We start from the raw sequence: 23,397 nt of genomic DNA, 5'->3' as shown, positions 1-23,397 counted from the left end.
TTCGTCCAACGTGAACTTCCTCGCCGGCCAGACAGTCGCGAACTCCGTCACCGTACCCGTCGGCGCCGACGGCAAGGTCACCTTGTTCAACCGCTCCTACGGCACCACCCATCTCATTGCCGACGTCTCCGGCTACTACCTGCCCGGGGCATCCAGAAACTCGGCTCTCACCTGGGGCGACAACCGCTTCAGCCAGCTCGGCAACGGCACCACGCCCTACCGTTCCACCCCGGCTGCCGTGAGCGGGCTGAGGGGAGCCAAAGCCCTTGCAGGGGCCGGGGGTACGAGTTACGCGCTGCTGTCCGACGGGACCCTGCGTGCGTGGGGCTCGAACGAGTACGGCCAGCTCGGCAACGGCACCACCAGCAGCAGCACAACGCCTGTCCAGGTCAGCGGCCTCACCGGCGTAACGTCCACCGCCGCCGATTGGTCCACGGCCTATGCGCTTCTGAAGGACGGGACCGTTCGATCCTGGGGTTCCAACACGAGTGGCGAGCTCGGCAATGGCTCGGTCTACGCGAGCAGCAGTCCCGTCCAGGTCAAGGGCCTCACCGGCGTTACCGCCCTCACCGCAGGCTCCGGCGCCGCCTACGCGCTGCTAAAGGACGGGACGGTCCGGTCGTGGGGCTACAACTGGGGCGGCCAGCTCGGCAACGGCACCACCGTCAACAGCTACGTGCCCGTCCAGGTCAAAGGGCTCACCGGTGTAAGGTCCATCGCTGTCGGGTCGTCCACGGCCTACGCGCTGCTGAACGACGGAACCGTTCGCGCCTGGGGGTTCGACAACGGGGGCCAGCTCGGCAACGGCGGCGGCGCAGACGACGGCCGCACTCCGGTCCAGGTCCAGGGCCTCACCGGCGTCACGACGCTCACGGCTGACGGTGGAGTCACCTACGCGCTGCTGAAAGACGGGACCGTCCGTGCCTGGGGCTATGGCTCGAGCGGCCAGCTCGGCAACGGCACCACCGGCAACAGCAACGTTCCCGTCCAAGTCAAAGGACTCAACGCGGTCGCTTCCATCACGGCCGGAGGAGGCACTGCCTACGCGCGGCTGTTGGACGGGACGGTCCGTGCCTGGGGCGGCAACTGGTACGGCCAGCTCGGCAACGGCACCACCGGCGACAGCAACGTGCCAGTCGAGGTCGACGGGCTCACCGGCGTTAGCGCCGTCACTGCCGCCATCGGCAGCGCATACGCGCTGCTAAACGACGGGACAATCCGCGCCTGGGGCGGTAACCGAGTCGGCCAGCTCGGCAACGGCACCCACGCCGACCGCAACATCCCCGGCCCGGTCAAGACGATCTCCGGCGCCACCTCCATCACCGCCACTGCGTTCTCGGTCTTCACTCTGCTCGCGGACGGGACTGTCCGTGCCTGGGGCGACAACTACGACCGGCAGCTCGGCGTCAGTGGCACAGCGCCGTTTAGCAGCTTGCCTGTGGGCATTTCGGGGTTGTCGGGTGTGGCCATGGCCGCACAGGGCGCCGCTACCAAATATGCACTGCTGGCTGACGGCACAGTCTGGGCGTGGGGCAGCAACTCGTACGGCCAGCTCGGCAGCGGCATGGCCATCTACGACTCGAGCGTTCCGGTCCGGGTCCGGGGCATCACCGGAGCCGTGTCGGTCATGGCGGACGGCGGCACTGCCTATGCGCTGCTGGCGGACGGGACCGTCCTGGCGTGGGGAGAGAACTCCAGGGGCCAGCTCGGCAACGGCACAACGACCGACAGCAGCACGCCCGTCCCGGTCCAGGGCCTGGCCGGCGTCAGCTCCATCACGGCGAGCAACGGCACCGCCTACGCGCGGCTGTTGGACGGAACCGTCCGCGCGTGGGGCGGCAATCAATTCGGCCAGCTCGGCGACGGCACGACGGAGCGCCGCAGCATCCCCGTCCAGGCCAAGGGTCTCAGCGGGGTGACGTCGTTGAAGGTCAGCCTGTCAGAGTATGTGGTGGTCTATGCGGTGCTGCGCGACGGTACCGTCCGCGCCTGGGGGAGCGGCACTTCCGGTGAGCTCGGCACCGGCACGATGACCGACAGCACAGTGCCGGTCCAGGTCGCCGGCCTCGCCGGCGTGGCCTCCATCGCGACGGGCAAAGGCACCGCCTACGCACTGCTGAAGGACGGAACGGTCCGCGTCTGGGGCAGCGGCGGGTACGGCCAGCTCGGCAACGGCACCAACGACGACGCCGGCACGCCTATCCCGGTCAAGGGCATTATTGGGGCCGCCTCCATCGCGGCAGGCGAGTCCGCCGCCTACGCGCTGCTGCGCGACGGCACCGTCCGCGCCTGGGGCAACAATAGGCTCGGCGAGCTCGGTGACGGCACCACCAGCTACACCGGTGCCCCCGTCCAGGTCAAAGGACTTACGGGCGTCACATCCATCACGGTCAACGGACGCGCAATATTCGCTTTGATGAGCGACAAATCCGTCCGGGCCTGGGGTGCAAGCCCCCATGGGCAGCTCGGCAACGGCACCACTGCCGGCACGAGCACCCCCGTCGAGGTCCCCGGTCTCGCTGGTGTTGCGAGCCTCTGGCCCTAGGTGAAGCCGCGACGGACGTTGTCAACGGCCGGCCCGCCATAGGCGGTCTGGTGACCGATTCGCGCAGAGCCTAGAATCGGGCTAGGCGCACCGGGCCAAGGCACCGGCCGGACACGCCCGCCGGAGATCATGTCCATGTTCCAGCGGTGCCGATAGGGGAGGCCCGCCATGGCGGTCATCAACAGGCCCATCAGTTCGCTGCCGCGGGAACGCGCGTCCCGCGGGGAGTCCTGACCGCCATGGACACCACGGGAAAACTTGAAACGGAACAAAAGTACGACGCCGGGACCTCTGCGGCGCTGCCGGATCTGCAGGAAATCGAGGGTGTGGACCACGTCGCGGAGCCTGTGACGGATCAGCTTGAGGCTGTGTACTTCGATACTCCGGCCCTGGTCCTCGCGGCACGGCGCATCACCCTGCGGCGCCGCACGGGCGGGGCGGACGAGGGCTGGCACCTCAAGCTTCCCGCCGGGGCGGACCAGCGGGAGGAGATCCATGCGCCGCTGGGGCAGCCGGAGACCGTTCCGGAAGAACTGTCCGACCATCTGCAGGTCCTCATGCGGGGCGACGAACTCGTGCCCGTCGCCCGGCTGAGTACGCGGCGCACCACCTACCGGCTTTACGGGCCGGGCGGTGAGCATTTGGCCGACTTCGCCGACGACCACGTTCATGCCGAGGCCCTGCGGCCGCCGGGGCCGGCCGTCGACTGGCGTGAATGGGAGCTCGAACTCGTCCACGGCACAGCGGGGCTCTTTGAGGCTGCCGCCGCAACTCTGACGGCTACCGGAGCCGGCCACTCCGCTTATCCTTCCAAGATCGCCCGTGCCCTGGGCGATGCCTGGCCGGCCGAGTTCAGTCCCCGGACTCCAAAGCCCCGGAAGAAGGGACCGGCGGTCGACGTCGTGACCGCCTATTTAGACGCGCGGATTGGCGACTTCATCGCCAATGATCCGGGTGTGCGGACGGGCACACCGGATTCCGTCCACAAGATGCGCTCCGCGACCCGCCGGGCGCGCTCCGCCCTGGCCACCTACCGCAAACTCTTCAAACGCTCAGCGGTGCGGGAACTCCAGGCTGAACTGAAGTGGCTGGGCCAGGTCCTGGGTCCGGCCCGCGATGCCGAAGTCATGCTGGAGCGGCTTCGCCAGCACATCCTGGAGCTCCCGGAAGAACAGAGGTCCGGCCTCTTGGCCCAGATGATCGATCAGGAGCTGGTCGCAGCCCACGACGCAGGCTACAGAAACGTCCTGGAGACCCTCCGGACCGGCCGCTACTTCCGTCTCCTGGGCTCCCTGGAGGACTTCCGGGACCACCCGCCTGCCAAGCCACGCGCCTTCCGGCCCGCGCGCAAGGTGACGGCCAAGCTGGTCAACAAGGCCGCAAAGCGGGTGGAGCGTGCCCGGAAGGCCGTCAAAGGCTCGGCCGACACGGCCGCGCGCGACACAGCGCTGCATGAGGTCCGAAAAGACGCCAAGCGCCTCCGCCACGCGGGTGAGTCGGTCTTGGAGATCCACGGCAAGCGCGCCGCCAAACTCACCAAAGCGGCCGGACGGCTCCAGACAGTGCTCGGCGACCATCAGGACAGTGTCATGGCGACCGCCCTCCTGCGCGGACTCGCGGCCACCCCGGACCGGCCCGCCGATACCGACCTCGGCTTCGAGGGTTTGCTGGAGATGGAAGAACGCATTGCCCGGAAGACGGAGAACAAAGCCCGCAAGGCAGGGAAGAAGCTTCGCCGCTTGCGGCTGCGACCCTGATCCTGGACGCGTCGAGTGCTGCATCGCCGTCGATGAAGCTGAGGACCTCGCGGCCGTGTTCGTTCATGCCCAGTGCCTGGGGGACCTCAGCGACGCCAGCATTACTTTGTGCCCTCCGAAGATGGACCGTGACGTTCCACCGCCAGCGGGCGCATCCGTGTCAGGATCAGTCATGACCGACCGCCTGATGCTCCTCGACACCGCGTCGCTGTACTTTCGCGCGTTCTACGGCGTGCCCGACACGATCCGCCGCGCCGACGGCACCCCGGTAAACGCTGTTCGCGGGCTGCTCGACATGATCGCACGGCTCACCACCGACTACGGTGCGACGCATCTCGTCGCGTGCTGGGACGACGATTGGCGCCCGCAGTGGCGGGTAGACCTCATCCCGAGCTACAAGGCGCATCGGGTCGCCGAGGAGGTGGCAGGCGCCCCCGATGTGGAGGTGGTGCCGGACGCGCTCGAGGCGCAGATTCCGATGATCCGCCGCGTGCTCGAGCTCGCCGGCATCGCCGTCGTCGGGGCTGCCGACCACGAGGCCGACGACGTCATCGGCACCTACGCCAGCCACGCCGAGCTTCCGGTCGACGTGGTGACGGGCGACCGCGACCTCTTCCAGATCGTCGACGACGCCCGTCAGGTGCGGGTGGTCTACACCGCGCGCGGCATGAAGAACCTCGAAGTCCTGACCGACGCCGACGTCGTCGGCAAGTACCGTGTGCTGCCCGTGCAGTATGCCGACTACGCGACCCTGCGCGGCGACACCTCCGACGGGCTGCCAGGCGTCGCCGGCATCGGGGAGAAGACGGCCGCGTCGCTGCTCGGCGAGTACGGCACGCTCGACGGGCTGCTCGCGGCTGCCGCGGACGCAGCGAGTGGGCTGTCCACCGCAGTGCGGTCCAAACTCGCCGCGGCGGCGGACTACCTCACGGTCGCGCCCACCGTCGTGAAGATCGTGCGAGACCTGGAACTGCCGACGCTTGAGGAGGCAGGCGCGCAGTTGCACCCTGTCTCCGGCGGTTCGCGGGCCGAGCTTGAGCGTCTCGCCAAAGAATGGAACCTCGGCGGTTCGGTCAGCCGGCTCCTTGAGGCATTCGACCTGCGTCGCTAGGGAAGTCCCTGGGGTGTGTGGGCGAATGCCGGGGCGAAGGCGCGATCCGGACCGCACCTCCGCCCTCCGGCGGCCTGTTTTCAGTGTTTCTTGAAAGCGTCCTTGACCTTTTCGCCGGCCTGCTTCAGGTCTGCTTTGACCTGATGGCTCTTGCCCTCGGCCTTCATCTTGTCGTCGCCGGTGGCTTTGCCGGCCGCCTCTTTGCCTTTGCCGTGGAGTTTCTCGGCGGCATTGTGGATCTTGTCACTCAGGCCCATGATGAACCTCCTTATTTGTGTCGCCCCCGCGACGTGAATGCCATGGAGGCCACACTTAATTGTAGGGACGGAACCGTGGAAAGCGGGGGCCGTTTGGGTTGGTCCGGGCCATTCCCGGCGTCGGGACAGCAATCCAGGTCAGGCGATCACGGTTCCAGAGTACAAATGCCGAGATCCGGAGTTATTCGGGCACGGACCATTGGCAGCGGTGGCAGTGCGCCGGCAGAAGCGGCGGTGTTAGTCGGCAAGAATGCGGTAGAGCGCGCGGCGGGTGTCATCGATTACCGTCATTGCGGCACTGCGTTGTTCCTCGGTTGCCGAGAAGCGGAATTGGTGGATGACTCCCATGAGTTTTCCGACGCTTTGGTGAAACGCCGGCCCGGATCCCTCCGGGTCGGTGTTCCAGGCGTTCCCCAGCTCCTCGGCGTGATCGGCCACGTAGGCCTTGCCCGCATCGGTGAGGGTGAACTCGGTGCGCCGGCCATCGCCTACGGGCGCAATGAGCTCTTCATCGACGAGCTGCTGGAGCGTCGGGTAGACGGACCCCGGGCTCGGACGCCAGGCGCCCGAGGTTTTTTCCGCAATGGTCTTGATCAGCCCGTAGCCGTTGGACGGTGATTCGGCCAAGAGGGACAGAATCGCCGAACGAACATCGCCCCTGCTGGCCCGCCGCGACCCGCCGGGGCCAAAACCCGGGCCAAAACCCGGTCCGAAGCCCGGTCCAAACCCGCGGCCCGGTCCGAAACCACCGTGTCCGTGGGGGCCGCGGCGGCTCCTGCCGCGCCCGAAGCGTGCCTGGGCGGGTCCGCCGTCCGTGAATTTTTCGTCATGCATGCCTTTCATAGCGGCATCGACCTTCCCAATCAGTTGAAATCAATAATGGTCGCCGATTGTTCGGCGATAATTAACGATATATCGGTGAGTATCGGCGGTCAAGAGTCGATTCACCCCGGCGTCCGTTGACGCCCGGACGCTGCCAGCCGCTGCCAGCCGCTGCCGTACAGGTCACGGATACAGCAGGTCATCGAGCAGCCGTTGCACATGCTCGGGCCGTTCGATGTTCGCGAAGTGGCCGCAATGCGGGAGTGTCACCATCTGGACGCGTGGGATTATCGCGGCCAGCCGGAGCAGGTCAGAGGGTGGAGTGAACACATCGCTGTCCCCGCGAGTCGCGAGCACTGGACACAAAATGCCCCGCCACTGGCCAAAATCGTAGTGCGCCGCGGCCCGGGCTGCCGCGGAGAAACCGGCCGGCCGGGCGTCCTCGCCAAGCCCTCGAAGCACCCCCGCGGAGATGGATGCGGGTTCTGCGAAAAACGGGGACAACAGCGGCCGCATCACGGCGGTGGACCCGATTGCACGGACCAGTGCGGGCCCTGCCGGGCCGAGGGCTGCCGCGGCGCGCATGGCCAGCAGCATGCCCAGAAACATCGGGAACCGGAACAGGCTGCGCAGTGGCTTGCCGGCCGCTTCGGACACGCCGAACGTGGTCGCCGAAATCGCGGTCACGCTGGCGGTCCGCCCGGGCCACGCCGCGGCGATGTGCAATGCCAGGAAGCCTCCCATGGAGTGGCCCACCAGGTTCCACCGCCGGTAGCCGAGCGAGGTCAAAGTACCGGTGACGGCGCGTGCCATGGCTTCGATGCTCAAATTCGCCATCCGGGCGTCCTGCGTGGACTCGCCCCAGCCCGGCAGGTCTATCAGCACCCGGTCATGTGCCACTGCCGGGTGAAGAAGCTCCCGGAAGGACGTCCAGGAGCCCGCGGCGCCGTGGAGGTAGACATCCGCCGTCCCGGATACGGCGTGCGGGCCCCCGGTGCCTTCCTGGACATGCACCGTGCAGGGGCCCAGCTCGGTGGCAAGGGTGCGCCGCCGCAGCGTGGCAGCCCCCGTACTTGCGGTTTCCTGCTGAACACCCATGGTCACCTTCTGTTCGTGGTCTTTGAAGGTGATTCGGAGCGGCGGGGGTGCAGGACCGGACGCGAGGCTCGAGGCGGTGGAGGCCGGTGCGGATCAGGGCCTCCGAGGCCGCCGTTATCCGTGGCTCGGGGGAGGCGGTGGTCCGGCCGTCGCGGCCTGGCCGAACGTGGGGACCGTTGTCACGGATCCCAAGTTCGGGAGTGCGTGGCGGGTGGCGTGCTCGATTTCGTCGTGGATTGTGGCAAGTTCGCCCAGGTCGGTGATCGTGGTCAGGGGGATGGAGACCTCGACGTGAAGCCGGTGGCCGGACCAGCGCAGCCGGGATGTTGCGCCCGCGGGGGCGTGGGCAGTGACAACCGCCGCCAGGCGTTCCGTAAGGTTCGGGTCCACGCCGTCCATGAGCCTGCGCCCGATGTCGCGAATGGTTCCCCAGAGGAGCACGGCGATGGCTGCGGAGATGAGCAGGCCCACGATCGGATCTGCAAGCGGAAATCCGAGCCATATGCCGATGACTCCGGCGACGACGGCCAGCGAGGTGAAGCCGTCGGTGCGGGCATGAATGCCATCGGCGACGAGCGCGGCGGACCCGATCCGCCGTCCCACGCGGATCCTGTAGATCGCGACCAGTTCGTTGCCGGCAAAGCCCACGAGGCCGGCGGCGAGCACCCAGCCCAGGTTCTGGACGGGTTGGGGTTCGAAGAAGCGCCGGATGGATTCGACGGCGGCCACCACGGCGGAGAGCGCGATCATCGCCACAATGAACAGCCCTGCGAGGTCCTCGGCGCGGCCGAAACCGTAGGTGTACGTCCGGGTCGCGCGGCGGCGTCCGAGCAGAAAGGCGATCCACAGCGGAACGGCGGTCAGGGCATCGGAAAAATTGTGGACCGTGTCCGCCAGCAACGCCACGGAGCCACTGATGAGGACGATGACCAGCTGGAACAGCGACGTGGCCCCCAGTCCGAGCAGGGAGACCTTGACGGCGCGAATGCCCTGGGAACTTGTCTCCAGGACGGAGTCGATCGAGTCGGCCGAGTCATGGGAGTGGGGCACGAAGAGCTCCTGCAGCCACCCCCTGAAACCGGTCGCGTGGACATGGCCGTGCGGGGCGTGGTCGTGGTGATGGCCGTCGTCGTGGGCATGTCCGTGCGCGTGCGGGTGGACATCGTGGCCGGGGTGCGGGGGCCGGTTCATGCGCCGGCCTCCCTTGTGGGGCTGTGCGGGGCTGTGCTGTGATGCGGGGCCGTGCCGAGGGTGTGTTCGGCCTGGTGGATGGCGTCGGCCACGAGCTGCCAGGCGTGCCCGTCCTGCAGGCGGTAGTAGACCTTGGTGCCTTCCTGGCGGGTGGCTACCATGCGCGCCAGCCGCATCTTGGCCAGATGCTGGGAGACCGCAGCCGCCGATTTCCCGGCCTTTTCGGCCAGCACGTTGACGGGCAGTTCACCGTGGCGCAGAGCCAGGATGAGCCTGACCCGGGTGGCGTCGGCCAGCATGGCAAACACCTCCACGGCCAGCTCGACGTACTGGCTGTCCGCGGTGAGCGCGCAAGCCTTATTATCTGCATTCATACGCAGATACTTACATATAACCCCGCTCCACTCAAGACGATCGAATCAACGGGATACCGTTAGTGGCCATCAGGACGATTCCGGCGCGTCCGGATGCCGAAGGCTCAACTGCTTGGCGTGGAAGTCGAAATGAAGCGTGGGGTAGGCGTAAACATCGTTGAGCGTCATCAGCGGCGTGAAGAACGGGTCCCACCTGTCGGGGAACGGCATCGACCTGGCGAGGGACTGCGGGTTCTCATGGTCGAGCCGGCGGGAGAGCGCGGCGATGGTTTTATCCAGTTTCCGGCTCATCCTGCGCCTGTTGTAGACGAGGGCGGCGGCCCGGGAGCCCCAGTAGTTCACCACATCAAAAGGACCGGTGCCCGCGTTGAGGACAGCAGCGAATGCCCGGCCCGCCGGGCGGGGGAGCCGGCTGACGACGTGGACCAGCGGAAGCAGGGCACGGACCACCATGTAGCCGAAGACCATGTGGAAGAGCAGTTCCTCGTTGGTCCAGCGGGTGCCCGTACTTTTGCGGCCGAGGTCCTTGGGCGCCGCGTCCTGCAGCAGGGCGTCGAGGTGGCGGCGGGCGCGGCTGTACCCGGCCAGGATTTCGTCCATCGTCGGCTCCACAATGTGCCCTTCGCAGTCTCACGCCTTCAGTCGTGCCCTCATTATGTCCCGCGTCGATCAGCCTCACGGGCAGCGGGTCTCTCAGCTGGTTCTGGAGGGCCTGAGCCTCCGAATGCCTCCGGCAGCGGCGAGGATGGCGGCCGTGGCGGCTGCAGCGGTCATGGCGTACGCCATGCTCGTGTATGTCCCGAGCCAGGCAGCCAGCACGGGTCCCGCCGCCGGGGCGACGGCCGTGACAGCTGTGAGGGGTGCCGCGAACAGTCCCTGCAAAGTGCCAAGATTCTGGGTTCCCCAGCGGTCAGCCATGATGGTGGCCTGCAGCACCAGGCACGGCCTGCCACACCATCCAAGCGCCGCCTATCTCAGCGACAGCGGCCAGGATGAACAGCGGCACCGACTTTGCAATGGTCATGATCCTCATCATGCCGCACGTTTGTAGACAGCCCACGACAGCCCAGACCCTGGAATCGCATACGCCTCTCCGAGGAGGTCGCTCAGCCAGCGTGGAATATTCACCAGTCCCGCGTGATCCCCTCCACACCGCTGAAAACGGGCTCAACTACGGCGCCAAGAAGTCACGGCGTTCACCGCAGCAGACGTTAACATCATGCAGCTGTCGCCGCCGTCGAGCTACAGCGGGCAAGCCGGCCACTCCCAATTTTCGACCCCCACGGCGCGGAGACGCCCCTGGACCGCTGAAACTGACTTCAGGGTCCTTCTACGGGCCGGGCAGTGGACTCCCGGTTGATTCTGTTCCCGGCCCCGCGTTCGAGCAGAGTCGGGATACAGGTCCGGATCCGGCCGGAAGCCAGCTGGTCATACTCTTCCGTCGCGACTCTGGCGACCAGGGTACGGGGTGCGTCGGGGTGCCGGGCGATTATCCGGGCTGTGATGGCCTCGATGGTGTCCTGCTTTTCCGCGTCGTCTATGAAATCAGTCTGACGCCGGGCATCGGAGGCGTCTATCAGCTCGCTTACAACGATGTGTATGGCACGGTGTGTCGCCCCGTAGCGACTCGACCCTTCCTCGAAAACTGTCGATCGTCGTCAACGTCACCTCCTCCATTCTTTGTGTATCGATGATTGTCGATATACTGAGAAGAGAGTCGCAATCTCGCTGGTGGTGTCCGTGTCGGATGAGCGCCTGAATGAGTGGGGCTCCGTGTTTCGGTATCGCATCGAACCACCCCGAAAGCCGAGGAGAACAACATGCCTGCTATCCGAATCTACGAATCCGCTCTCTGCTGTGACACCGGGGTCTGCGGGCCTGACGTGGACCAGTCCCTGGTGGATGTGACCGCGGATGTGCGACACCTCCAGGGCCTCGGTGCAGACATTGCCCGCCACAACCTGGCCAGCGAACCTTCTGCTTTCGCGGAGGACGAAACGGTCCGCGGGTTCATGCACCTGGTCGGATCCAAGGGCCTTCCGCTCACTATCGTCGACGGCGTGACGGTCGCCACCGGAACCTACCCCAGCAGGGGACAGTTGTTGACTTTCGCCGGACTGGGCGAAGCCGCCGTTGAACCGCAGTCCCGCCCGGAACTTGGCCTGAGTGAAAAGTCCGGCGGCTGCTGCGGCGGCTCAGCGAGCTGCGGCTAGGCCACGGCGTGAAGTTTCTTGAGAACGCCCCCCGTTTCCTGTTCTTCACCGGCAAGGGCGGAGTGGGCAAGACCTCCGTGGCGTGCGCGACAGCGCTCACACTCGCCAAGTCCGGTAAGAAGGTCTTGCTGGTCAGTACCGACCCCGCATCCAATGTCGGGCAGGTCTTCGGCGTGACCATCGGGAACACCGTCACGCCCATCCAGGATGCGCCCGGCCTATCGGCCCTGGAAATTGACCCGGAGCAGGCCGCCGAGGCGTACCGGGAGCGGATCATCGCGCCCGTCCGGGGCCTCCTGCCCGAGTCTGAGCTGGTCGGCATCGCCGAGAGTCTCTCGGGCTCATGCACCACGGAGATCGCCTCCTTCGATGAGTTCACCAACCTGCTCGCCGACGACAGTTCCTATGGGGAGTATGACCACATCGTCTTCGACACGGCGCCGACGGGCCACACCATCCGGCTTCTTCAGCTGCCCGGTTCGTGGACCGATTTCCTGGCCGCCGGCAAGGGAGACCCGTCCTGCCTGGGCCCGTTGTCCGGACTGGAGAAGCACAAGCAGGTTTACGCCAAGGCGGTCGATGCCCTCACCGACCCGGCGAGGACCCGGCTTGTCCTGGTCAGCCGCGCGCAGACATCGTCACTGAGCGAAATTGAGCGGACGTATCTCGAACTCAACCAGATCGGGATCGGTGGAGGTTACGTCGTCGTCAACGGCGTCCTCCCGCCCGCCGCCGGCGACGAGGACCTGGCACAGGCGTTGCGGGCCCGGGAGGCCGCCGCCATCGCGGCCATTCCCGAGGCGGTCGCCTCACTTCCGCGCGACATCTTGGATCTGAAGCCGGGCAATATGGTCGGCATTCCGGCTCTCGAGTCCCTGTTCACGGCCACTTCCGGCGCCGACATCACTGATGACGCCGCGCTGGCCGCCGAGGTTGAAGACGCCCCGCTGGCCGCCCTGGTGAACGAAGTGGAGCCCGACGGCCACGGCCTGGTGATGTGCATGGGCAAGGGCGGCGTCGGGAAGACCACCGTCGCTGCCGCCATTGCGGTTGCCCTGGCCAAACGCGGGCATGCGGTCCACCTCACCACGACCGATCCCGCAGCGCACCTCACCGAGACACTCCACGGCTCGATCCCGGGTCTGACGGTCTCCCGTATCGATCCTGAAGCGGCCATCGAGGAATATCGAAGCCACGTGATGGAGACCAAGGGCCGGAACCTGGACGATGACGGTCGCGCGGCCCTGGCCGAGGACCTGTTGTCGCCCTGCACCGACGAGGTGGCCGTGTTCCGGCAGTTCTCCAAGGTGGTCCAGGAATCCCGCCGGCACTTTGTCGTGATCGATACGGCACCGACCGGCCATACGCTGCTGCTCCTGGACGCCACCGGTTCGTACCACCGGGAGATCTCCCGTCAGGTCGGCGACACCATGGGATTCGTGACGCCGCTGATGCGGCTTCAGGACCCGGCACAGACCAAGGTCGTTCTCGTCACGCTGGCCGAAACGACGCCCGTGCTCGAAGCCGAAGAGCTGCAGGGTGACCTGAAGAGGGCCGGCATCCATCCGTGGGCCTGGGTCATCAACAATTCGATCGCCGCCGCGCACCCGCAGACGCCGTTTCTGCAGGCCCGCGCCGCGAGCGAAATCGAACAGATCGCGAAGGTGCACACCCTGGCGGACAGGGTGGCCCTCATTCCGCTCCTGCCCGAAGAACCCACCGGTGAAGAGAAGTTGTCTGCCCTGACCGCACTCAGCACCCAGCCCGCCTGACCCGCCTCAGCGGCCCCGCTGCACCGTGTGCGGCGGGGCCGTTGCCCTCCCGGCTAGCCGCCCAGGCGCTGAGCCAGCAGGGCTTCGATGTCCCGGGCGGTAGCGTCCAGCCTGGCGATCGTGTCGCGCTGGATCGATCGCAGGTACTCGGCATCCGACTCGCCGTCCTGCACCCAGTCCTCGTCGCCCGGAGAGTCCATCGCCTGGCGCGTGTTGGCAGTTGCCGTCCTGATGTTCTCCAGCATCGCGCGCAACCGGGCCTCGGTGGCGGGGGTCTCGGCATTCATGATGTCCTCCTTGGTTGCGGTCGCGTAGTCAGCTCCCACGGACTACTTTCGCCGCCGCCGCCCTGGCAGCACAAGAACTAAAGGACCCGCGTGCGCCGTTCGATCAGCACGGTGTCCTTCCATTGGCCGGCAGCAGGGCCGTGGGCCATCCGGGCAATCTTCTCCCGCCGTCCCACCACCCTGAAGCCGTGGGCAAGGTGCAGCCTCATGCTCGGCTCGTTCTCCGGAAAAACGCTCGCCTGGATCGTCCAGATGCCCCCGCTTTCCGTCGAGTCGACCAACGCCTCGAGCAGGAGTGTCCCTATCCGCCCACCGCGGGCTGCCTCGGAAACGTAGATGGAGTGTTCCACGACACCGGAGTACGCCGGGCGCCCGGAAACGGCGGAGACCGCCGCCCAGCCGAGGACCCCGCCGGTGAGCGCCTCCGCCACGATCCGGTGGGTGGGGAGGCGGGATTCGTCGAAACGGCGCCAATCCGGTGCCTCAACCTCGAACGTGGCCTGACCCGTCGCGATTCCCTCAACGTAGATCCGCCGGACCTCGGGCCAATCGGATTCCCGCAACGGCCGGACAATGACGTCAGGCGCCGAACCCTGATTCACAGAGACGCCAGCAGGCCGGCCGTCTGCTCCAACGCCCCCGGGACCAGGGAGTAGTAGGCCCATGTGCCGCGCTTCTCGCGATGCAGCAGGCCCGCATCAACCAGGATCTTCAAGTGATGAGAAACGGTAGGCTGGCCCAGATCCAGCGGCTCGGTCAGGTCGCACACACAGGATTCACCGGAGGCTTCGGCCTTGACGATGGAGAGCAGCCGCAGCCGGTTCGGATCAGCCAGCGCCTTAAAAACCAGGGCCTTCTGCTTCGCCTCCTCAGCGCCCAGGGCAGGCGTTCCCGCCGGGGCGCAGCAGGTTTCATCCGTGGCCGGTTCGAGGATAGACAGCGGGTTCATATACCCATTATGCCCCGATATTGACAGTCATCAATATAAAGCTGCACCGGGCCTTGTTCGGGTGCGGGCGCAGATGGTCACTCCTCCAACTTCACGCGGATGCTACGAGTTGGCCGGTTCGGAGCTGTGCGCCAGGGCGATGTCATCCGCGGCGCGGCCCGCGGAGGGAAACAAGACGAGGAGGATGCCCACGCCTGCCGCCGCGCCGACCAGCTGCGCTACGACGAAGCCGGGAACTGACGCCGGTGCAATTCCGGCGAAGGTGTCGCTGAAGATGCGGCCGACTGTCACGGCCGGGTTCGCGAACGACGTCGAGGACGTGAACCAGTATGCGGCGCCGATGTAGGCGCCCACCGCGGGAGCTGCGAGGACGCCCCGGTTGGTGGCGGCCAGGGCGAAAATCAGCAGAACGAGACCTGCGGTAGCGACGACCTCGCCGAGGAGATGCCCGGGGGTTGCCCGGTCCTTGCCCGAAATGGAGGTGCCCACGTCAAACATGGCGTTCGCCACAACGCTGCCGCTGATCGCACCCACTGTCTGCGCAACGATGTACGTGCCAAGTTCCGGCAGAGGCAGGCCGGCACCGTTGCGCCGGCCCAGCACAAAGTCCACCAGCGAGACAACGGGGTTGAAGTGGGCGCCGCTGACGGGACCGAATACGAGGATAAGGACCGTCAGGCCCAGCACCGTGGCGGTGCTGTTCTGGAGCAGCTGCAGGCCGACGTCATTGGGAGAAAGCTGCTGGGCAGCGATCCCGGAGCCGACGACGATCATCACGAGCAAACTGGTGCCGAGCAGCTCGGCGACGGCACGGCGCCACAGCGGCGGTTGTTGAGAAGTCATGCCAACAGCTTGACTCAAGATATTTGCTCAGTCAAAATTGAACCAATGAATACTGACCCAGTTGAAGTCTTTCGGGCGCGGGTCGCCAAGCACGCGGCCCTCGCCGACCCCGCGCGACTGCGCATCGTTGACCTGCTGACCCTGGGAGACCTTTCCCCCACGGAGCTGCAGGCCGAACTCGGAATGCCGTCAAACCTACTGTCCCACCACCTGCGCACGCTGGAAGGCGCGGGCCTGGCCATCCGCCACCGCTCGGAGGCAGATAAGCGCCGCAGCTACATCCGGCTCGCCGCCGGGGCTCTGGAGGGCCTGGTGCCCGGCCGCGAACACGGGGCCCGCCGCGTCCTCTTCGTCTGCACCCGGAACAGCGCACGGTCCCAGCTGGCCGTCGCACTCTGGAACCAGGTCAGCGAAATCCCCTCGACCTCGGCAGGTTCGCACCCCGCGGACCGCATCGCCTCAGGCGCCATTGACGTCGCCCGCCGCCACGGCGTCGCTCTCGCAGACCTTCCCCCGCGCCGACTGGATGAAGTGGCGGACGATGAAGACTTCGTCGTGACCGTGTGCGATAACGCCCACGAGGAAATCCCCAACCTCCGCGGGATCCACTGGTCCGTCCCGGATCCGCTCCGGCTGAACACCGAGGACGCCTTCGAGTGCGCCTTCGCTGACATCGCCCGCCGCATCAGCGACCTCGCACCCCGACTGCACGCCGCCTAAACCCAAAACCCGTCTATATTGACAAGTATCGATCTATTGTTCGATACTTCATGCATCGACAAACATCAATGTCTAGTCAGTAAACGGGTGCGGGACGCGACCTCATCAAAAACCGATCCACACCCAACTGATACCAGGAGAAACCCCGTGAGCACCGAAACCGCCAAGAAGCCCTCCGTCCTGTTCGTCTGCGTCCACAACGCCGGCCGCTCCCAGATGGCCGCAGCCTTCCTCACCACCCTGTCCCAGGGCGCCATCGAGGTCCGCTCCGCCGGCTCCCAGCCCGCCGACAAGGTCAACCCCGCAGCCGTCGAGGCCATGGCGGAACTTGGCATCGACATGTCCGCCGAGATCCCCAAGGTCCTCACCACCGAAGCCGTCAAGGAATCCGACGTCGTGATCACCATGGGCTGCGGCGACACCTGCCCGATCTTCCCCGGCAAGCGCTACGAGGACTGGGAACTCGAAGACCCCGCCGGCCAGGGCGTAGATTCCGTCCGCCCGATCCGCGACGAGATCAAGACCCGCATCGAGGATCTGATCGCATCCCTGACCCCCGCCGGAAAGTAGAAGCAGCCATGCCTAAGCAACTCGTCATTATCGGGTCCGGCCCCGCCGGTTACACCGCGGCCATCTACGCCGCCCGCGCCGGCCTCAAGCCGCTGGTCATCGCCGGAGCCGTCACCGCGGGAGGCGCCCTGATGAACACCACCGAGGTCGAGAACTTCCCAGGCTTCCCCGGCGGTATCCAGGGCCCCGAACTCATGGACGGGCTCCAGCAGCAGGCCGAACGCTTCGGTGCGGAGATTATCTTTGAAGATGTCACCGAGGTCGACCTTGCCGGCCACATCAAGCGAGTGACAACCGCCAGCAGGGAGACGTTCGAGGCTAAAGCGGTCATCCTCGCCACGGGCTCCGCCTACAAGGAACTCGGTCTGCCGGAGGAGAAGAAGTTCAGCGGCCACGGGCTCTCCTGGTGCGCCACCTGCGACGGCTTCTTCTTCCGCGACCAGGACATCATCGTCGTCGGCGGCGGCGACTCCGCCATGGAGGAAGCGACCTTCCTGACCCGCTTCGGCAAGTCCGTGACCGTGGTGGTTCGCAAGGGCGAACTGCGGGCCTCCCGCATCATGGCCCAGCGCGCCAAGGACAACCCCAAAATCAGCTTCGCCTGGAACTCCACCATCACCAAGATCCACGGCAACGGAAAGGTCACCGGCGTCACCCTGACCGACACCCGCACCGGCGAAACCCGTGAGCAGGCGGCCACCGGGATCTTCGTCGCGATCGGCCACGTGCCGCGCACCGAACTCGTGACCGGGCAGGTGGAGCTCGATGACGAGGGCTACATCAAGGTCGACGCGCCCACCACCGTCACCAACCTGACCGGGGTTTTCGCGTGCGGGGACGCAGTGGACCACCGCTACCGCCAGGCCATCACAGCCGCCGGCACCGGCTGCGCCGCCGCCCTCGACGCCGAGCGCTACCTCGCCGCGTTAGAGGACGCCGACAGCATCGCCACGGCACTGGTGGAAGAAACCACCCACGCCTGACCACGAACGGAGATGGGGTGAGCTGAATGAAGACAGGATGCTGCAGTGACTCCGGTTGCTGCGACGACTGCCCTGACGACATGCAGGGCTGCTGCTAACACCCTCCCGCCTGCCGGGCCCACAAGGGACCGGCAGGCACCCCCAGCAAGAACCGCCACACCTACGGATGAAACAGAGGAAACCATGGATTCAGCGAAGAACCTTCCCGTTGCCGTGATCGGCGCCGGCCCCGTGGGCCTGGCCGCCGCGGCCCACCTGATCGAACGCGGACTCGAACCGCTGATCCTCGAAGCCGGTCCGACCCCGGCCGCGTCCATCGAGCAGTGGCGCCACATCCGGCTGTTCTCCCCGTGGCAGTACAACACCGACGCCGCCGCCGTCCGCCTGCTCGCCGCGACCGGCTGGGAAGCGCCTGAACCGACGGCGCTGCCCACCGGAGGGGACCTCATCGACGGCTACCTCACCCCACTCACGTCCCTGCCAGCGATCGCGTCCCGCCTGCACACCGGCGCCCGCGTCATCGCGGTAACCCGTCTCGGGATGGACAAGACGCACAGCCAGAACCGCGACACCACCCCCTTCGTCGTCCGGGTCGAGCACACCGACGGCGAAGTCCGCGACTACCAGGCCGCCGCCGTCATCGACGCCTCCGGCACCTGGTCCACCCGCAACCCGCTCGGAACCTTGGGGCTGCCCGCCGTGGGCGAAGCCGCCGCGGCTAAGAGGATTTCCTCACCGCTGCCGGACGTCCTGGGTCGCGACCGTGAAGCGTTCGCCGGCCGCACCGCCGTCGTGGTCGGCGCGGGCCACTCGGCCGCCAACACCCTGCTTAACCTCTCCGAGCTCGCAGCCCAGGTGCCCGGGACCACGATCGTCTGGGCCATGCGCGGCGCGTCGGCTGCCAAGGTCTACGGCGGCGGCGACGCCGACGGTCTCGCCGCCCGCGGCCAGCTCGGCAGCCGGCTCCGCAGCCTCGTCGAGTCCGGCGCCGTGGAACTCCACACCGGCTTCGGGATCGCGGCCCTCGCAGCTTCCGACGGAGCCGTCACCCTGACCTCCACGGACGGCCGCACCCTCGAGGCCGACGTCGTCGTTCCGGCCACCGGTTTCCGCCCCGACCTGGACATCCTCCGGGAACTCCGGCTGGAACTGGACCCCGGCGTTGAGGCCCCGCGTGAACTCGGCCCGCTGATCGACCCCGAATTCCACTCCTGCGGCACCGTCGAACCGCACGGTGCCAGGATGCTCGCCCACCCCGAGCAGGACTTCTACATCGTCGGCATGAAGTCCTACGGCCGGGCCCCGACCTTCCTGCTCGCCACCGGCTACGAGCAGGTCCGCTCCGTCACCGCCGCCCTGGCCGGGGACCGGCAGGCGGCCGACACCGTCCAGCTCGAACTCCCCGAAACCGGCGTCTGCTCCTCGGACATCGGCACCAGCTGCGACGTCCCCGCGACGGTCCCCGCAGGGTTTGTGGCCGAAAGCTCCGGCGGCTGCTGCGGAGCACCCGAACCTGTCCTCGTCGGGTTCCCCACCGGGCTGGCCCACGGCCGCTCCGGCGAAAACTGACCACGTTCACCTGGCTTCGTCACCCAACTACATTGGAGTGCTGACATGACTGACCACCCTGAACACGGCCTGGGCCTGCAGGACAACACCGAACTCCTGCACCGGATCAGCACGCGGCTGGCCGACCGGTTCGCCGGCATTTTTGCCGCAGAGACGGTCGAACGCTACGTCTTCGAGTCCTACACCGCCCTGGCCCGGACCGCGAAGATCAAAACGTACCTGCCCTCCACCACCGAGCACTTCGCCAACGACCGGCTCAACGCCCTGGCCAAATCCAAGGACGCCGTCACCAGCGACGTCCCGGAGGTGCTGTTCGTCTGCGTGCAGAACGCCGGCCGCTCCCAGATGGCCGCAGCACTCCTGAATGTCGAGGCCAAGGGCAGGATCCGCGTCCGTTCCGCTGGCTCCCTCCCCGCCGCCGAACTCGACCCCGCCGTCGTCGCGGCAATGTCCGAAATGGGCCTGGACCTGACCCGGGACTACCCCAAACCCCTCACCGACGACGTTGTGCGCGCCTCGGACGTGGTGATCACGATGGGGTGCGGGGACTCCTGCCCGATCTACCCCGGCAAACGCTACGAGGACTGGGAACTGGCAGACCCGGCCGGCCTGCCCGTGGCGGCCGTGCGGATCATCCGGGACGAGATCCACGACCGGGTCAAGGCACTCGCCGCATCACTGCTCCACGACCCCAGCTCAGACAAGGAAGAATCCAACGCATGACCGAGACCACGAAAACACCCGGCGTCCTGTTTGTCTGCAGCAAGAACGGCGGGAAGTCCCAGCTCGCCGCCGGACTGATGAACCAGCTCGCAGACGGGACCGTCACCGTGTACTCCGCCGGAACCAAACCCGGGAAGTCACTGAACCCCCAGGCTGTGGAGTCCCTGGCAGAACTGGGCATCGACATCACCGGCGAACACCCCAAACCCGTTGCCGACGATGTGTTGGACGCGGTCGACGTTGTGATCGTGCTGGGCAACGAGGCAAAAGTCGAAGCCCCCGAGGGCAAGCGGCTCGAGGTCTGGGCTACGGACGAGCCCTCCGAGCGCGGCATCGAAGGCATGGAACGCATGCGCCTGGTCCGGGATGACATCAAGGCCCGGGTCCGGAAGCTGCATGCGGAGCTCACCGGGAACTAGACCGTGCCTAGCCCGGCGCTATCCCGGACCCTGGTCGCGGAGGGTGCACCGCGCGGCGGCCTCGCCGCGCTGTGCATCACCCAGACGACCGGGTGGGGCGTGCTCTACTACGCATTGATCGCGGCGGTCCGCCCCATCAGCGAGGACACCGGCTGGGACCAAGCCCTCGTGACCGGAGCCTTTTCGGCCGGCCTGCTGGTCTCCGCAGCAGCCGGGATCTTCGTGGGCAGGGTCCTCGACAGGACCGGCCCGCGCACGCTGATGATCGGCGGGTCCCTCGTCGGAATACTGGCCCTGGTCATGGTGGCGACGGCACCAAACCTGCCCGCGTTCTTTGCGGCCTGGCTGGTCGCCGGCACCGCGCAGGCCGCCGTGCTGTACCAGCCGGCCTTCACGGTGATCAGCCGCTGGTACGGACCCGCCCGCATCCGGCCCCTGACCGTCCTGACCCTCGTCGCCGGGTTCGCATCAACCATCTTCGCCCCGCTCACCGCAACCCTGACATCCGTGGTCGGCTGGCGAGGCGCCTTCCTCATCCTCGCCGGAGCCACGGGGCTGATCACCCTGCCCCTGCACGCCCACTACCTGAACCGGACCTGGGGCCAGGCCGCCCCCGGCGCTCCCGCGACGGACCACCGGGTGATGGTGCGGGCCGTGCGGCGCAGTCCGGAATTCCTCGGCCTGCAGGCGCTCATGGTCCTGCTCTGCCTGGGGCTCTACACCGTGACGCTGAACATCATCCCCCTGCTCATGGAAAAGGGAGCCGACTACACCACCGCCGCGCTCGGCCTCGGACTCGTGGGCGCAGGACAGGTCGGCGGCCGTCTGCTGTTCGCAGCTATCCCGCCCGGCACCCGGCTGCCGGTCATCGCCGGAACCGCAGCCTGTGCCGTCCTTTTACTGGCGGCCCTGCCCGGCCCGGTCCCGCTGCTTATCGCGGCAGGAATGCTCGCCGGGGCGGTCCGCGGGTGCCAGACCCTGCTGCAGGCCACGATCGTAGGCGACCGGTGGGGAAGCCAGAACCTGGGTACGCTGCAGGGAGTCTTCGCAGCTCCGCTGACAGCTGTTACCGCCGTTGCCCCGGCGGCCGGCCCGGTAATCGCAGCCTGGCTCGGCAGTTACACTTCCATGGCCTACGCCGCGGCGGCCGCCACCGGGACCGCCGCATTCATCGCCGTCGTCGTGCGCTTCTCCAGAGGCCACCATGCCGGATGAAGGATGGCCGGACGGACCAGTCGTGCTCGGAGTCGGGTGGACGTTTTCAGAGCACCTGATCCGTACCGCCGCCGGCCTCGCGGCAGTCCTGGGACAGCATCTCGTCTGCGCATTCGTGGATCCAGCCAGTTACCTGACGGAATGGGAGCCGGAGGGCCAACGGACAGCTCTTTCACTGGACCCGATAGTCAATGAAGAGGCCGAATTCCCATCCAGGCAACTGCAGCGGAAGCTGGAATCCATCCTCGGACAGCCAGGGGAGACGTGGTCGTTCCGCGTGCTCAACGGCGACATCCCCAAAGCCCTCAGCCGACTGGCAGAGAACATAGATGCACCCTTGCTCGTTGTCGGCGCCGACCGGCCAGGGCCCCTGGCACGGTTGGACAGGTTCCTCGAAGGATCCGTTTCCGGGTCCCTGATCCACCATCAGCAGCGCCCGGTCCTCGTTGTCCCCGACAACAGATAACGGGGCTAGGCGGGCGGCCGATCTGCGGCCCAAAATGCCCCCGTCTGCCCCTCGGCCGCCTCCGGACCGGGCCCGCCCGAACCTACAGGACCTCCAGCGCCTCTACCTCGGCGGCGTCCAGCAGCGCTGTTGAGTCTGCGCCGGTGGCCCGGGCCAGGTCGTCCAAGGCCCTGAAATGGACGCGTGCGAGGGCGATGGCCACCAGTTCCACGTAGGCCGACCCGTTGCGTTGTTCCAGGTCGCCCAGATAGTCGCGCATGCGCCCTTCCAGGGCGCCGGGTCCCTCGGACTCTTCCGCGGCGAGCCGCGTCAGCGTGAGCGCTGCCAGGTCCGGGTTGTCGTAAATCAGTCCCATGGGCCAACGCTAAGCACCTGACCGCTTCGGTCAAGAGGCTGCCTACCGCCAGCGAACGGCCTCCAGTGCGCGGAGCAGGGGAGAGGGATTGGTCTTGAGCAGGTCAACGGGGCGGGCTCCGGCCAGTTCCCGGGACGGGTTGGCCATCGAGGCCGTGAAGTAGTTGTGCGGGATCTGCAGCATGTATGTCTCTATGCCTACCGAAGGTCTCGCGCAGGCCACAGAGCTTCTGCCCGTGGGGCCCGGAAGCCAGCAGGCGAAGGACCGGCTGTCCAACCCGGGCTGAGATGACCAGTGCCTTTCCGGATCATGGTTTGGTCGGGGAATCCGGCATCCGGCAGCGGGCCGCGAGCCCCGAGAGCAGGATGGTGATTCCCTCATCCAGTTCGGCCATCCCGTCGTAGTCGGCGAGGACCGGGGCGAGGGCGCGGAGGCGGGGGAATTCCTTCGGTGGCAGGCGGTGCAGCCCCAGCCGGAGAAGGGCCTCATTTTCCTCGGGGTCGACGACGAATTCCTGCAGTTCGTTGAGGATGTGCCCGTAGAGGTATCCGTAGTAGGCGCGGTAGACGTGCAATGCGTCAACGGGGGCGAATCCGGCGTCGATCAGCAGGGACAGGATCTGCTCCAGCGGACGCAATGTTCCCAGCGGCCGCAGGCCCAGGGGCGTTGACAGGGGGCGGGTCACGAGGAGGGGCACGACGTTGGGGTGCCGGAGCGCCAGGAGCCGCAGGTCGTGGGCAATGCGCCGGAGCTGCGACTGCCAGTCGGGATCATCGGGAATGATGGCCAGTTCGTTCAGCACGAGTTCTGAGACGCCGTCCAGCAGGGCTGCGCGGTTGGCGGCGTAGCGGTACAGGCTCATGGGATCCCGCCCGAGTTCCTGTCCGAGCCTGCGCATGGTGAGGGCGTCGAGTCCCTCGGCGTCCACCAGTGCCAGTGCCGTCGACAGGACAATCTCCCGGCTGAGGCGAGCCTTCTTGCCGGGAGCCGCAGGGGGCGCCGGGTGCTCTTCGGGCGACATGGTTTTCCGTTCGGGTCGGTACAGAGTGGTTACAGTTCCGGGATGAAAAGCCGGTTGCTTAATGTGTAGTCTACGCCTACAGTCTACATCGTAGAGAAGTTGCATTGGCTGGTTTCCGCAGGATGTGGACCGCCAGC

Annotated in this window: 28 protein-coding genes and 2 pseudogenes; 14 read left to right on the top strand and 16 right to left on the bottom strand. The window is 66.9% G+C overall.

Translation table 11 applies throughout. From position 1 onward, the window contains the following. From AC1DFR_RS11665 to AC1DFR_RS11655, 3 genes are all read left to right on the top strand, one after another. Positions 1 to 2,545 (top strand): RCC1 domain-containing protein (locus AC1DFR_RS11665; protein ID WP_476873375.1); only part of this gene is annotated, 2,545 nt, incomplete at its 5' end. Between the two features lie 239 nt (positions 2,546 to 2,784). Further along, positions 2,785 to 4,302, top strand: a complete 1,518-nt coding sequence (locus AC1DFR_RS11660) for a CYTH and CHAD domain-containing protein (protein WP_476873374.1) — start codon at positions 2,785 to 2,787, stop codon at positions 4,300 to 4,302. Positions 4,303 to 4,474: 172 nt separating this feature from the next. Continuing rightward, positions 4,475 to 5,413: a 5'-3' exonuclease gene (locus AC1DFR_RS11655; RefSeq protein WP_476873373.1), complete on the top strand. Its 939-nt coding sequence runs from the start codon at positions 4,475 to 4,477 to the stop codon at positions 5,411 to 5,413. Between the two features lie 80 nt (positions 5,414 to 5,493). On the opposite strand, the gene AC1DFR_RS11650 is transcribed toward AC1DFR_RS11655, so the two are convergent. The 9 genes and pseudogenes from AC1DFR_RS11650 to AC1DFR_RS11610 form a co-directional block, all read right to left on the bottom strand. After that, on the bottom strand, positions 5,494 to 5,670 hold the full coding sequence (locus AC1DFR_RS11650) for a CsbD family protein (RefSeq protein WP_223914801.1): 177 nt from the start codon (positions 5,668 to 5,670) through the stop codon (positions 5,494 to 5,496). A 237-nt stretch (positions 5,671 to 5,907) separates the two neighbouring features. After that, a complete protein-coding gene (locus AC1DFR_RS11645; protein WP_476849999.1) occupies positions 5,908 to 6,513 on the bottom strand; it encodes a PadR family transcriptional regulator in 606 nt (201 codons plus the stop codon). 162 nt (positions 6,514 to 6,675) lie between these two features. Continuing rightward, positions 6,676 to 7,590 (bottom strand): alpha/beta fold hydrolase, encoded by a 915-nt coding sequence (locus AC1DFR_RS11640; RefSeq protein ID WP_476870267.1) that lies wholly within the window; start codon positions 7,588 to 7,590, stop codon positions 6,676 to 6,678. A 114-nt stretch (positions 7,591 to 7,704) separates the two neighbouring features. Continuing rightward, on the bottom strand, positions 7,705 to 8,781 hold the full coding sequence (locus tag AC1DFR_RS11635; RefSeq protein WP_476873372.1) for a cation diffusion facilitator family transporter: 1,077 nt from the start codon (positions 8,779 to 8,781) through the stop codon (positions 7,705 to 7,707). Continuing rightward, positions 8,778 to 9,155, bottom strand: coding sequence for an ArsR/SmtB family transcription factor (locus AC1DFR_RS11630; RefSeq protein WP_223914797.1), 378 nt, complete (start codon positions 9,153 to 9,155; stop codon positions 8,778 to 8,780). The genes AC1DFR_RS11635 and AC1DFR_RS11630 overlap by 4 nt, the downstream gene beginning before the upstream one ends. Before the next feature lie 69 nt (positions 9,156 to 9,224). Further along, the gene (locus tag AC1DFR_RS11625; protein WP_476873371.1) at positions 9,225 to 9,767 is read right to left on the bottom strand and encodes a DinB family protein; all 543 of its coding nucleotides are present in this window, start codon (positions 9,765 to 9,767) and stop codon (positions 9,225 to 9,227) included. 81 nt (positions 9,768 to 9,848) lie between these two features. After that, the gene (locus AC1DFR_RS11620) at positions 9,849 to 10,073 is read right to left on the bottom strand and encodes a hypothetical protein (protein ID WP_476873370.1); all 225 of its coding nucleotides are present in this window, start codon (positions 10,071 to 10,073) and stop codon (positions 9,849 to 9,851) included. A 22-nt stretch (positions 10,074 to 10,095) separates the two neighbouring features. After that, positions 10,096 to 10,179, bottom strand: a pseudogene (locus AC1DFR_RS11615) (YnfA family protein); the annotation flags it as partial. Between the two features lie 295 nt (positions 10,180 to 10,474). Continuing rightward, positions 10,475 to 10,669: a three-helix bundle dimerization domain-containing protein gene (locus AC1DFR_RS11610; RefSeq protein ID WP_476873382.1), complete on the bottom strand. Its 195-nt coding sequence runs from the start codon at positions 10,667 to 10,669 to the stop codon at positions 10,475 to 10,477. 306 nt (positions 10,670 to 10,975) lie between these two features. Between AC1DFR_RS11610 and arsD the strand changes: the two genes are divergently transcribed. Together arsD and arsA are read left to right on the top strand one after the other, a co-directional pair. Beyond that, positions 10,976 to 11,368, top strand: coding sequence for an arsenite efflux transporter metallochaperone ArsD (gene arsD, locus AC1DFR_RS11605; RefSeq protein ID WP_476873369.1), 393 nt, complete (start codon positions 10,976 to 10,978; stop codon positions 11,366 to 11,368). An 8-nt stretch (positions 11,369 to 11,376) separates the two neighbouring features. Further along, positions 11,377 to 13,140 (top strand): arsenical pump-driving ATPase, encoded by a 1,764-nt coding sequence (gene arsA / locus AC1DFR_RS11600; RefSeq protein WP_476873368.1) that lies wholly within the window; start codon positions 11,377 to 11,379, stop codon positions 13,138 to 13,140. 53 nt (positions 13,141 to 13,193) lie between these two features. Here the strand turns inward: arsA and AC1DFR_RS11595 are convergent, their stop codons facing one another. The 4 genes from AC1DFR_RS11595 to AC1DFR_RS11580 form a co-directional block, all read right to left on the bottom strand. After that, positions 13,194 to 13,466, bottom strand: a complete 273-nt coding sequence (locus tag AC1DFR_RS11595) for a hypothetical protein (RefSeq protein WP_476873367.1) — start codon at positions 13,464 to 13,466, stop codon at positions 13,194 to 13,196. Between the two features lie 38 nt (positions 13,467 to 13,504). Beyond that, a complete protein-coding gene (locus AC1DFR_RS11590; RefSeq protein WP_476873366.1) occupies positions 13,505 to 14,029 on the bottom strand; it encodes an N-acetyltransferase family protein in 525 nt (174 codons plus the stop codon). Beyond that, positions 14,026 to 14,376: an ArsR/SmtB family transcription factor gene (locus tag AC1DFR_RS11585; protein WP_476873365.1), complete on the bottom strand. Its 351-nt coding sequence runs from the start codon at positions 14,374 to 14,376 to the stop codon at positions 14,026 to 14,028. The genes AC1DFR_RS11590 and AC1DFR_RS11585 overlap by 4 nt, the downstream gene beginning before the upstream one ends. Positions 14,377 to 14,478: 102 nt before the next feature. Next, positions 14,479 to 15,219 (bottom strand): aquaporin, encoded by a 741-nt coding sequence (locus tag AC1DFR_RS11580; RefSeq protein WP_476873364.1) that lies wholly within the window; start codon positions 15,217 to 15,219, stop codon positions 14,479 to 14,481. Between the two features lie 45 nt (positions 15,220 to 15,264). Between AC1DFR_RS11580 and AC1DFR_RS11575 the strand changes: the two genes are divergently transcribed. From AC1DFR_RS11575 to AC1DFR_RS11535, 9 genes and pseudogenes are all read left to right on the top strand, one after another. After that, complete coding sequence (locus AC1DFR_RS11575; RefSeq protein ID WP_476873363.1) at positions 15,265 to 15,939, top strand: arsenate reductase/protein-tyrosine-phosphatase family protein; 675 nt, start codon at positions 15,265 to 15,267, stop codon at positions 15,937 to 15,939. 147 nt (positions 15,940 to 16,086) lie between these two features. Continuing rightward, positions 16,087 to 16,509: an arsenate reductase ArsC gene (locus AC1DFR_RS11570; RefSeq protein WP_476873362.1), complete on the top strand. Its 423-nt coding sequence runs from the start codon at positions 16,087 to 16,089 to the stop codon at positions 16,507 to 16,509. 8 nt (positions 16,510 to 16,517) lie between these two features. Continuing rightward, positions 16,518 to 17,492 (top strand): thioredoxin-disulfide reductase, encoded by a 975-nt coding sequence (gene trxB, locus AC1DFR_RS11565; RefSeq protein ID WP_476873361.1) that lies wholly within the window; start codon positions 16,518 to 16,520, stop codon positions 17,490 to 17,492. 183 nt (positions 17,493 to 17,675) lie between these two features. Beyond that, a pseudogene (locus AC1DFR_RS11560) lies at positions 17,676 to 17,825 on the top strand (FAD-dependent oxidoreductase); the annotation flags it as partial. 207 nt (positions 17,826 to 18,032) lie between these two features. Further along, a complete protein-coding gene (locus AC1DFR_RS11555; RefSeq protein WP_476873381.1) occupies positions 18,033 to 19,061 on the top strand; it encodes an FAD-dependent oxidoreductase in 1,029 nt (342 codons plus the stop codon). Between the two features lie 45 nt (positions 19,062 to 19,106). After that, positions 19,107 to 19,784: an arsenate reductase ArsC gene (locus AC1DFR_RS11550; protein ID WP_476873360.1), complete on the top strand. Its 678-nt coding sequence runs from the start codon at positions 19,107 to 19,109 to the stop codon at positions 19,782 to 19,784. Beyond that, the gene (locus AC1DFR_RS11545; protein ID WP_476873359.1) at positions 19,781 to 20,203 is read left to right on the top strand and encodes an arsenate-mycothiol transferase ArsC; all 423 of its coding nucleotides are present in this window, start codon (positions 19,781 to 19,783) and stop codon (positions 20,201 to 20,203) included. The genes AC1DFR_RS11550 and AC1DFR_RS11545 overlap by 4 nt, the downstream gene beginning before the upstream one ends. A 3-nt stretch (positions 20,204 to 20,206) precedes the next feature. Next, positions 20,207 to 21,418, top strand: a complete 1,212-nt coding sequence (locus tag AC1DFR_RS11540) for an MFS transporter (RefSeq protein WP_476873358.1) — start codon at positions 20,207 to 20,209, stop codon at positions 21,416 to 21,418. Beyond that, positions 21,408 to 21,884: a universal stress protein gene (locus AC1DFR_RS11535; RefSeq protein WP_476873357.1), complete on the top strand. Its 477-nt coding sequence runs from the start codon at positions 21,408 to 21,410 to the stop codon at positions 21,882 to 21,884. Before AC1DFR_RS11540 ends, AC1DFR_RS11535 begins: the two co-directional genes overlap by 11 nt. An 82-nt stretch (positions 21,885 to 21,966) precedes the next feature. On the opposite strand, the gene AC1DFR_RS11530 is transcribed toward AC1DFR_RS11535, so the two are convergent. From AC1DFR_RS11530 to AC1DFR_RS11520, 3 genes are all read right to left on the bottom strand, one after another. Continuing rightward, complete coding sequence (locus AC1DFR_RS11530) at positions 21,967 to 22,239, bottom strand: hypothetical protein (protein WP_476873356.1); 273 nt, start codon at positions 22,237 to 22,239, stop codon at positions 21,967 to 21,969. Positions 22,240 to 22,281: 42 nt separating this feature from the next. Then, on the bottom strand, positions 22,282 to 22,422 hold the full coding sequence (locus tag AC1DFR_RS11525) for a hypothetical protein (RefSeq protein WP_476873355.1): 141 nt from the start codon (positions 22,420 to 22,422) through the stop codon (positions 22,282 to 22,284). A 124-nt stretch (positions 22,423 to 22,546) separates the two neighbouring features. Continuing rightward, positions 22,547 to 23,260 carry a TetR/AcrR family transcriptional regulator C-terminal domain-containing protein gene (locus AC1DFR_RS11520; protein WP_476849988.1) on the bottom strand — a complete coding sequence of 238 codons (714 nt, stop codon included), beginning with the start codon at positions 23,258 to 23,260 and terminating at the stop codon, positions 22,547 to 22,549. Between the last annotated feature and the right edge of the window lie 137 nt (positions 23,261 to 23,397).

Source organism: Arthrobacter sp. 05T410, assembly GCF_056396505.1.
This window is presented reverse-complemented; position numbering and strand designations above follow the sequence as displayed.